The 1,001-nt window shown below is 37.9% G+C and carries 1 protein-coding gene; it reads left to right on the top strand.

The features are described 5' to 3' along the window. The first annotated feature begins 191 nt into the window (after positions 1-191). Positions 192-902, top strand: coding sequence for a hypothetical protein (locus CSEC_RS12475; RefSeq protein WP_041018828.1), 711 nt, complete (start codon positions 192-194; stop codon positions 900-902). Positions 903-1,001: the final 99 nt, after the last annotated feature.

The following is a 1,001-nucleotide window of genomic DNA, read 5'->3' as shown; positions in this document are numbered from 1 at the left end:
CAGAAGCTGACGAGAGTACAAAGGGTGGAAATCCTATATCAAGGACAAGAGATTATGATTAACTACATAATTTTAGGTTTAGAATGCCTGATATTTTTATGGATTATGGCATGGATTTACACGGTACAGATAACAAAAATTTATCGTCTGCTTAAATTAGAATCAACTAAACAAACAATAAAGGCTTTACAGTGGGAAATTTTCACATTTCTAGGATCATCCGCAGTTCTATTTTATGTACTACAACGGTTGCTTTTTTCTCCGGCAGTATTTTCGCTCCCTCACTAGCCGTCGCTTACGAGTATCAGTGCCAATCAAAAGAAGTGAATATCAACCTAAACGATGTTGCCTTTATTGTAAGACTTGAAAAGCTCTATGAGAAAGCAAAGCGATACCTCGACAAGCTAGAGCAAGGAAAGCTTATTGATGTCATGTGTGATATCAACATTGAGATCGAAAGTTACACAGAAAAAAAGATCGATTTAGACTCCCTGATTGACGTTATTGAAAGTGAAGCAAAGAAGCAAGGTGCCCATTTTAAAAAAGGGGAAATCAGCCAGATTAAGAGGGATCTAAAGAAATCATGGAAAAAGCGTAACCATAGAGCTTTGTATCTCTATCAATGCAATTTGTATGACATCGAGTTTGATCAAGCAGCCTGCGACCTCGACTATGAAATGATGGCTAAATCAGCAGAGCATCATGGCATGGAAGACGAAAATGAAGTCAAAGTGCCTATAAGAGTTTCAATTGGTATCACCGCTTCTCTTTGCGGTTATTTTTTAAGTTTTATCCCGCATCCTTACGCGCAAGCAGCCTCTAAGTTTCTTATCGCTACAGGTGTAGGTCTTTGTGTGGATGGAACAATTACCCGAATGGAAGAAAACGAAAAGAATCACTAAAACTTAAGGCAATGATGACTTATTTAGATTTTTGCAGCCTATGTAGAATATTTGGCTAAGAGTAAGGTGAAAAGGGCTCAATATTTTGATCTACGCGAG

The sequence above is a fragment of the Criblamydia sequanensis CRIB-18 genome, from assembly GCF_000750955.1.
Classification (GTDB): Bacteria; Chlamydiota; Chlamydiia; order Chlamydiales; family Criblamydiaceae; genus Criblamydia; species Criblamydia sequanensis.
The sequence above is the reverse complement of the archived record's forward strand: the minus strand, read 5'-3'. Positions and strand labels throughout refer to the sequence as shown.